Annotated in this window: 7 protein-coding genes; 6 read left to right on the top strand and 1 reads right to left on the bottom strand. The window is 45.3% G+C overall.

Annotated elements, in window-relative coordinates; genetic code table 11:
- Positions 1-129 precede the first annotated feature (129 nt).
- Positions 130-1,722, bottom strand: coding sequence for an MBL fold metallo-hydrolase (locus PKH29_11725; GenBank protein HNX15506.1), 1,593 nt, complete (start codon positions 1,720-1,722; stop codon positions 130-132).
- A gap of 193 nt (positions 1,723-1,915) precedes the next feature.
- Here PKH29_11725 and PKH29_11730 point away from each other — a divergent pair, with 193 nt between their 5' ends.
- From PKH29_11730 to tadA, 6 genes are all read left to right on the top strand, one after another.
- Entirely contained in the window at positions 1,916-3,763 is a 1,848-nt protein-coding gene (locus tag PKH29_11730; protein HNX15507.1) for a histidine kinase, read from the top strand.
- Positions 3,756-4,970: a response regulator gene (locus PKH29_11735; GenBank protein ID HNX15508.1), complete on the top strand. Its 1,215-nt coding sequence runs from the start codon at positions 3,756-3,758 to the stop codon at positions 4,968-4,970. The genes PKH29_11730 and PKH29_11735 overlap by 8 nt, the downstream gene beginning before the upstream one ends.
- A 320-nt stretch (positions 4,971-5,290) precedes the next feature.
- Complete coding sequence (locus PKH29_11740; protein ID HNX15509.1) at positions 5,291-6,259, top strand: ABC transporter permease subunit; 969 nt, start codon at positions 5,291-5,293, stop codon at positions 6,257-6,259.
- 17 nt (positions 6,260-6,276) lie between these two features.
- Positions 6,277-7,179: a carbohydrate ABC transporter permease gene (locus PKH29_11745; protein HNX15510.1), complete on the top strand. Its 903-nt coding sequence runs from the start codon at positions 6,277-6,279 to the stop codon at positions 7,177-7,179.
- A 169-nt stretch (positions 7,180-7,348) separates the two neighbouring features.
- Positions 7,349-8,404 carry a type II CAAX endopeptidase family protein gene (locus PKH29_11750; protein ID HNX15511.1) on the top strand — a complete coding sequence of 352 codons (1,056 nt, stop codon included), beginning with the start codon at positions 7,349-7,351 and terminating at the stop codon, positions 8,402-8,404.
- A 14-nt stretch (positions 8,405-8,418) separates the two neighbouring features.
- A complete protein-coding gene (gene tadA / locus PKH29_11755; GenBank protein HNX15512.1) occupies positions 8,419-8,859 on the top strand; it encodes a tRNA adenosine(34) deaminase TadA in 441 nt (146 codons plus the stop codon).
- The last annotated feature ends 406 nt before the right edge of the window (positions 8,860-9,265 follow it).

Below are 9,265 nucleotides of genomic sequence, written 5' to 3' on the forward strand. Positions count from 1 at the left end.
TCGGCAATCTCTGCGACCGGATTATAAGATTATCAGACGGGCGGGTTGTGAACGCGGGGTGAAGATAGAGTTATTCCAAACTAAAAACGAGCGGGTGAACCGCTCGCTTTTTTTGGCGTTTTTCGGAGTTTATTTCTCCCACTTATCCGTCAACGCGTTGATCTGGTCGGCGAATTTGGCCAAATCTTTGTTTGACATACCCTTTTTTGCATTAATTAAAGCCGCAAGGCGTTTTCCTGCGCTGACAAGGCGGTCAAACACGGTAGAAACGGCAGCGGCGGGCTGCTTCTTATCAATTGACACCGGTTGGGCGAGATAAAGATACCGTTCGGACAGAAGGTCAAAGGTTGTACCGCTGTAAGGGGTGTCCGCATCAAGTCCCAGTGAGCGCAGCTTGTCCCTGTATTCTTCGCAAACGGTGTTATCGCCGTGGTTGACAAAGACCTTTTTCGGCGCGGGGTTATATTGTGTGATCCACTTCAGCAGTTCGTTTTCATCCGCATGTCCGCTGATGCCGGGCAGATTGACGATATCGGCTTTCACGGCGATCTCCTCGCCGAAGAGCTTTACGTTTTTTTCGCCGTCGAGCAAAATCCGCCCAAGCGTTCCGACAGCCTGATATCCGACAAAGACGATGCTGCATTCTTTTCGCCAGAGATTGTGTTTCAAATGATGCCGGATCCGGCCCGCTTCGCACATCCCACTCGCCGAGATGATGACCTTCGGTTCGGTGTCGGTATTGATCTGCCTGGAGTCATCGCTTGTGACAGTGGTTTGAAGGCCGTCAAACTTGATCGGGTCAATGCCTTTTTGATGCAATTCACGGGTCTCCTCATCAAAATACTGCGGATCGGTATTGGCGAAAATACCGGTTGCCTCGATCGCAAGAGGGCTGTCAACAATGACTCTGAAGTTCGGATAACGGGTGAGCCCTTCGGATTTGATACGCCGGATGAAATAGAGCATTTCCTGCGTTCTGCCGATGGCGAATGAGGGGATTACGACATTGCCGCCCCGTGAGAAGGTGCGGTCGATGATCTCGGCTAACGCCTTTGCATAATCGGGCGGCGGTTCATGGGTTCGGTTGCCGTAAGTGGACTCGGTGACAACGTAATCCGCCGGAGCGGGGTATTGCGGGTCGTTGACGAGCGGCTGGTTGATGTTACCGATATCGCCGGAGAAGATGATGCTTCTCGACATGCCGTTTTCGGTCAACGTCAGCCGGATGCTTGACGACCCGAGCAGATGCCCTGCGTCTGTTAAATTGAACTCGATGCCCTCATAGATATTAACGGTTTCCCGATAACCGCAGGTCTCGAATAAAGTCAGCGAGCCCTCGGCATCCTCCATGGTATACAGCGGTTCAAACGCTCTGTCGTCGGCACGTTTTGCCTTGCGATTGCGCCATTCGGCTTCAAATTCCTGAATGTGCGCACAGTCGCGCAGCATAATCCGGCATAACGCCGCAGTTGCGTCGGAGCAGTAGATTTTACCGCGGAATCCGTTTTTATAAAGCAGGGGGATTAATCCCGAATGATCGATATGCGCATGGGTGAGCAGCATAAAATCAAGCGTACCGTCCGCAACCGGTATCTCTTGGTTCTCAAATTGATTCGGACCTTGTTCCATACCGCAGTCCACCAGGAACCGTTTTCCTGCGGCCTCCAGATAGGTACAACTCCCTGTCACTTCATGATCCGCACCGATAAACGTGATTTTCAAGTCAACACCTCCGCATGGTTATTAAAGTAAATTATACCGCTTTTACCCGCTTATGTAAACTATGTCCGGTAATTCGGCGGCATTATACATCACAATTTTACTATTTTTTTAGATTCGACACAATTTTTGCTTGAAATATCTGTCTCTCTGTATTAAAATAAGAACAGAAATACAATCGGAAAGGAGAGAGAATATGAACAGCGGAGCCGAAAACATTAAAGACCAAACGAACGGCATGGTTAAATTCAAAGATAAGGGTAAGAAAAAAGTTACACTTAAGGGAAAATTAATTTTCGTAGTCATTTTAATCTGTGTGGTTCAGCTGCTGTTCATGACAGCCGGCTGCATTTTCGTGTTCGGCGGCATCAATGACCGTTCTAAACGGCATATTGAAAATGCCTTTTTCACCACCGTGGATTTTGTGGATTCCATCGAGGCATATACCGATAAAGTAGCCGCGACTTTAAGCAGCGAAGTCAATTTTAACTATATTACGCAGGACAGTTTTAAATTGGAACCGTTGAAATCGAACACCGAAATGGATCGAGCATATAATATGCTGCAAATGATTGTGGCCGACTCAAAGCTTACTGAAGCCGGCCTGTATTTTCCCGTTGAATATATATCTATCACCTCCGGATTAGGGGTTTCATTTAATGATAATGTCACAGACAGCAAAGAATTTAATTTATATCAATTGTATATGAACGAATCGAAAAATTTGTTTATAAATTATACCGATGTGTTTACCGGGAGAACCGGTGTTTATTATGTATATAAAATACCGGACAGCGGGACGCCGCGGATGGTCTTTTTGTTTTTAAAAGTAGCGGATGACTTTTTCGATGCTGCAATGAGCAATGACCCATCGGGTGTGGACGGTGAATTTGTCACACTGCTGACGGGTAACACAGTCTTATTCTCCACTGATACTGAAAACGGCGCCAACGGCGCTCTGTTAAAAGCCTTTTCGCAAAACGATGAACACGGGCAAAAGATTATAAATGCAAACGGTGTTCGTTATTTTACTTATGCGGATTATGATAAATCCGGATCTGTTAAAGCGATTTATGCCGCACCTGCTTCTTCTTATTATAATGAGATGTACCGATTTTTATCTGTAACGGGCATCTGTCTTGTCCTCGACATCCTGGTTTGGATTTTCTTTGCGAGAAGTTTGATCATCAAGACGGTCTATGATCCGGTCATGGATCTGGTCTCGCGGCTCGAAAAAATCCAAAATAACGATTATGACGTCATTCAGAAAGAATTCGAGGAGCGCGAGTGGGATGAAGTGACCCGCGTCTTCAATATGATGGTGCGAAAAATCAAAACCAATATCAACGACTCTTATCAAAAAGACCTTTTGATGAAGAGTATGGAACTGAAATTTTTACAGAGCCAGATCAATCCCCACTTTTTATATAACACACTTGATTCGATCGCCTATAAGGCCAATGCCGGCGAAATTGTCGACGTCAACAGGATCACGGGATACCTTTCAAAGATGTATCGTTTGGTTTTTAACAAGGGAAACGATTTTCTCGGCGTCGGGGATGTTTTGCTCTGCTGCGAGATGTATTTGAAAATATGCGAATTCAAATACAGTAATTTTGAATTCCGCATCGAATGCGAAGAAAATATCAAAAACATTGAGATGCTCAATCTGATTGTCCAAACGATTGTCGAAAACGCGGTGGTTCACGGCTTCGATTCTTCCCGCAAACGATTTATCATTATCATAAGAGCCTACCGTATGGAGGAGAAACTCGTCTTCGAGATTATTGACAACGGCAAGGGCATCAATAAAAACCGATTAGAAGTATTTCAACAGCTGCTTGATGACGAAAACTCGCACAGTGAATCCGGCCTTGTAAATGCGCAGAAACGGATTCAGCTTTATTACGGCAATCAATACGGAATTAAACTGAAAAGCCGCCAGGGATGCTATACGAAAGTAACGGTAACAATGGCGGCGGAAAAACCGCAGCCGGTAATTCACCAGCTTGAGGACTTTGAAGTGGAGGAAGAAGATGTTTAACATTCTGATTGTAGATGACGATATGAACATCCGCGCGCACGTTCGCAGTATCTGCAGAAGAGCGGGGGACGGTATCGCGATATATGAGGCTGTCGACTCCCAGGAGGCGTTGACACGGCTTGAAGAACACATCATCCAACTCTGCATTATGGACTTGCATTTGCCGGATATGCTCGGTACCGATCTGTTGAAAATTGTCAAACAACAGTATGGGGGCATCAAAGTAATCATGCTCTCGGGGGACAGTTCATTCGGAGCGGTGCGCCAGTCGTTCATGTACGACGCCGATGATTACATTGAAAAACCGGTCGATGAGATGTCCCTGCTTCAAAAGGTTTATGAGATGCGCAAGAAATATTTTCTCGGCCTCAAAACTATTGAGCTGCCTAAAAAAAGTATCTCCGAATATCTCTCATTTTCCATGAACGAAGACTTTTCAGCCCTCGGCCGCGACAATGATGACCGATACGATCAGCTCCGGAACCGCTACGACCTCGGTTTCGACTTTTCCGGCGGCGCGATTTGTTCGATTGAGCTCGGCGGCCTCGATAATGCTGCAAATGCCGAATTTTATTACAGTTACCTCGCGGAACAGATCAAACGGGATTTTCCGAATATTACAATTGTTTTCATGTTTTTCGGCGGACGGCTTACCGCTGTAATAAACGGCTCGCTGAATGAAGAATTGGTACGTGCCCGGTTTACGGGCATCAAGTCGATTTTCAATGAAAACGGCATCTCGGTTTCGGTCTATATCTCAGAGCGTTTTAATGGAAAAGTCGGATTCTTTCCCGCATACCGGACACTTCTCGATATGGTACGCAATAGTGAAATGTACGGAAAGAACGAGATTGTCGTCTCCTCCGGCGGTGAATCAAACCGCTCTCAGGTGGCTCTTGTGCAGCGGGCAAAGCGCTATATTCAGGAGATGGTCTATGAGAGTTTTTCGTTGGTCAACGTAGCGGAATATCTCGGCATCCACCCAAACTATCTGTCCAAAGTGTTTAAGCAGGCAGAGGGAATTGCTTTCACCGACTATGTCTGCGACTGCAAAATGCAGGAGGCAAAAAGGCTGCTGACGGAGACGAATCTTAAAATTTATGCCATCGCCGAAAAACTGCATTATTATGATACCGGTTATTTTATTCGTATTTTTAAAAAGTATTACGGGGTATCGCCAAATCAGTTTCGGCAGCGTTCGGTGTAACGGATTGTGCATATTGCACAATCATATAAAAACAACAGAGCCAATAAAAGAGATGTAATTTTAAATATAATTAGTAAAAATGACGACTAATTAAAAATATTACGTCTGAATTTCCTTATGGCGAACAGATGAATTAGTAAGAAAAAAACAAATTTACACGAAATTGCCACGAATAAGGCAAAATGTTAAATTAGTACCATAAATGTTAAAATAGTATCATTTAAAAATATACAAACAACGGTTATAATGAATTAGAACACTGAACTGGGTATCTGTCTGTTCAGAAATTCCTATATCTATCAAAGGTGGTGCCTTTACTTATGAGCGTTGCGACACGGACCGAAGTTGAAGAGGTTCGGAGCCCGTTACAAAAAGTGGAACCGAGGCCATGGGGGCTCTCGCCTCAAGATCTGATCGTGTATCTGATGATCTTGCCGGCAGTTTTAATGTATGTTATCTTTACATACGTCCCGATGCCCGGAATGTTTACGGCATTCTGCGAATACACATCCGCCGCCGGGTTTAAAGCCTGGACCGGTATGGAAAATTTGGTCGGGCTGATGCGAATGAGCGATTTCCCGCGGGCGCTCCGCAATAACATTATGTACGCAGCACTCGGCTATGTCATCAATTTCCCGGCGCCGATCATTCTGGCACTGATGTTCAATGAAATGCGGGCACAAGGATTCAAGAAGGGCATTCAGACGGTGACGACGGTTCCGCACTTTATCAACTGGGTTGTCATCGGCGGCATTTTTAAAATCCTGCTCGACCCGGACTACGGCTGGATTAACAGCTTGGTCGTAAAGCTGGGCGGTCAGTCGGTTTACTTCCTGGGCGATCCGAAATGGTTCCCGTTCATGTATGTTCTGCTGTCGCTTTGGAAAAGCGTGGGCTGGGGTACCATTTTATACTTAGCTACAATGGCTTCAATCGACCATTCGCTGTATGAAGCTGCGGCAATCGACGGAGCAGGCAGATGGCGCCAGACCTGGCACGTGACCCTGCCGGCTCTGAAAGGCATTATCCTTCTGCAATTAATCATGTCTTTCAGCGGCATTCTCAACCTGTTTGACTCGATGTTTATTTTGGGCAATGCATCGAACCGCGACGTATCGCTCGTTCTGGACACCCTGGTCTACTATACCGCTTTCGGAGGAAGCCAGGACGGAAACTTCGGCCTTTCGTCTGCTATGAGCTTGTTTAAAACTGCATTCGGTGCAATTATGACCATCATCGTCAATCAAACCGCTAAAAAGCTGTCTGACGACGGCCGCGGAATCTTTTAAAGAGGAGGCGAGAATATATGCTGCGTTCAAAAGGCGAAAAAAGATTCGGCGTTGTAAACAATATCTTGATGGTAATGTTTTCGATCTTTTTCATATTTCCCGTCATTTTTGTCATAAAAACCTCGTTGGATATGTCTACTCCTTCGATTGACCTCACGATTTTCCCCCGCGAATTCACTACGATGTTTTATCAGATGATCGTGTTGGATTCCTCAGTCTACCGTCCGTTTCTCAACAGTGTTTACATCACGGTGCTCGGTGCCGCAGGCGCGATGGTATTCAACTGCATGGGCGCTTATGCGCTTTCCAAGCGTGATTTACCCGGCATGATCAACATGGTTTATTTCTTGATCGTCATTCCGATGTTCATCGGCGGCGGTATGGTAGCCGGCTTCCTGCTGATGAAATCGCTCGGCTGGTTCAATACATACAGAGTTTTGATTATCCCAGGAATCATCAGTGCGTTCAATATGGTCGTCATCAGAAACTATTTCTGGGGCTTGCCGAAATCGTTGTTTGAGGCGGCGAAAATCGACGGGGCCGGTGAATTTACGGTTTTCACGAAAATCATACTCCCGCTGTCGAAGTCGGTTATCTCAGCGACGACACTGTTCACCGCAGTCGGTTATTGGAACCAATATATGCCCTCCATCCTGTATATTACCTCCAAACCCGAGATGAGAACGTTCCCGGTAAAAATCCGCGAGATCTTCTTCGTCAATTTCGGGCCGACGCGTATCAATGAATTAAACGAACAATTAAAAGCGATGGGCATACAGAATGCCAGCGCCGGCTCGTTGAATCCAGATGCGCTCGGAGCGGCGATGACCATAGTTTCCTTCCTTCCGATTCTCATTCTCTATCCGTTCATGCAAAAATACTTTGCTGCAGGCATGCTCAAGGGTTCTATTAAAGGCTGATAAATCATTTCGAATTAAAAGAGGCGGATATTATCCGCCTCTTTTTCTTATCATCATTAAGTTTTTTTTATGCTCTTTATAGTTGAAAATATGAAAGTCAAAAATTTCTTGCAATCATCACAAAACAACTGTATAATCACTATAAAAGCGCTCGAACGGAGAAGAAATAATGGAAAATTATAAAAAAGAATTCTATAAAAAGCTGCCGGAAGATATGGATATTGAACTGCAGCGGCAGTGGAAGAAATATTTCCTGCGCAAAGATGCGATATTGGTAGGGATGTCGCTGTTGATTTTTATTGCAGCACAAAATATCCTGGGTGTGATTATATCTTTAATTCCGGCGCTCAGCTCAAAGGGTCAATTGACAGATCAATTGTTTCAAACGTTTGTCTATGTCCTCAGTATGGGTATCCCCTTTTTTATTCTGTTTTTCGTCACAAAGCGGGATAAGGGTGAATTGATTTCAGCGGAGATGCCGAAACCTCACACCTTTCTGCCGGTCGTTTTTATGGGCATCGGATGCATTCCGGTTTTGCAAAATATCGCGGGATATTTTGACCAGTTCCTCTCCTTAATCAAGTTGAATACTTATCAGCCGCTGCTCGATGCCGCTTTTTCGCCGGTGACCGAAACCGGTGCGTTGATTGTACAATTTGTCTGCACTTCGCTTTTAGCTGCGATTTTTGAGGAATTCGCCTTCCGCGGCGTTATTCTGCAGATTCTGCGCAGATACGGCAATATCTTTGCAATTGTTTGTTCCGCTTTCGTTTTCGGTATCATTCACGGCAATACCTATCAAATTCCTTTTGCCTTCCTGTTCGGCCTTGTACTCGGCGCAGCGGCGGTTTATACCGGTTCTCTCTGGACTCCGGTATTGCTGCATCTGATCAACAACACAATCGCTTTCGGTTTGAATATTGTTGCCGAAAAGCTCGGTGAACAAATCGGCGATGTCGTCACCTATATCACTTGGGGTGTTCTCTTCCTGATTGGAGCGATCGCGGCGATTTTTACGGCCGCGACCGCAAAAAAGAGCGGGGTATGGAGAAACGACCGGCAGCCTTTTGAATTGGACGGAAGGAAAAAGGGGTACGGTGTCTTTTTTAAAGCTCCCACGATTCTCATCAGCATTGTTTTAATGGCTGTTACGGCTTTCTTCATGACCACGTTGATTCAAGACTGGGTGAACAGCATTTTCCCGTATGCAAATTTCTTGGGATAACGACTTCATGAATTATGAATTGTGAATTCATGAAAACGGCGTTAGCCTTAGCGTCATCTGCCGCCGAAAAAGGGGATGTACCGGTAGGTGCTGTAGTCGTCAAGGAAAATAAAATTATCGGATGCGGCCAAAACCGCTGTCAGAGTAAAAAAGATCCGACGGCGCATGCTGAAATCGAAGCCATTCGGCAAGCAGCTATTGCCGTCAGCGACTGGCGGCTGACTGGCTGTACGCTCTATGTGACACTGGAACCGTGCGCGATGTGCGCAGGAGCCATCATAAATTCCCGAATCGAACGGGTTGTCATCGGCGCAAAAGAAGACCATACCGGATGCTGTGGGTCGGTCTGCAATCTTTTTGCGATGCCGTTTTCCGGATTTGTTAAAATTGAAACCGGCGTGCTTGAAGAAGAATGCAAAACACTGCTGCAGCGTTTCTTTCAAAAAGCAAGATAGTCAGTTTGCACAAAAAATAGGAATCGGATTTGACATCACTGCCAAAATCAAGAAAGTTTTCCACATTTGCAAGACAGAGTATGGACAATCTGTGAAGGTTATGCTATTATAAAAAAGAACAGTTGGTCGGTTTTTTGGCCATGGCTGCCCTGCAGCCGCCTGTTCGTTTATCTCCCTCTCTTTTAACCCCTTATTTTGTGCCTCATGGCACTTTTTTTTACAAAAATTTTATTTCAATAAAAGTTGTAATAAAAAAATGACAAATAATTAATCAAAGCTGATAAATTTCGAAATCGTCAAATGCGGTCCGGTACCTCTTCGAACATATAAAAAACGGTCGATATTTAATAATGGGTCTTGACTAGAACAGAGGGTTATCACGGAACAATTTCAAGAGGATGTGGTA

The organism is Oscillospiraceae bacterium (genome assembly GCA_035353335.1).
Taxonomy (GTDB): Bacteria; Bacillota; Clostridia; order Oscillospirales; family JAKOTC01; genus DAOPZJ01.

Excerpts from the sequence above, each read along its gene's own strand:
- PKH29_11740 (HNX15509.1), top strand. The coding sequence starts at position 5,291 with ATGAGCGTTGCGACACGGACCGAAGTTGAAGAGGTTCGGAGCCCGTTA.
- PKH29_11745 (HNX15510.1), top strand. The coding sequence starts at position 6,277 with ATGCTGCGTTCAAAAGGCGAAAAAAGATTCGGCGTTGTAAACAATATC.
- PKH29_11750 (HNX15511.1), top strand. The coding sequence starts at position 7,349 with ATGGAAAATTATAAAAAAGAATTCTATAAAAAGCTGCCGGAAGATATG.
- tadA (HNX15512.1), top strand. The coding sequence starts at position 8,419 with ATGAATTGTGAATTCATGAAAACGGCGTTAGCCTTAGCGTCATCTGCC.
- PKH29_11735 (HNX15508.1), top strand. The coding sequence starts at position 3,756 with ATGTTTAACATTCTGATTGTAGATGACGATATGAACATCCGCGCGCAC.
- PKH29_11730 (HNX15507.1), top strand. The coding sequence starts at position 1,916 with ATGAACAGCGGAGCCGAAAACATTAAAGACCAAACGAACGGCATGGTT.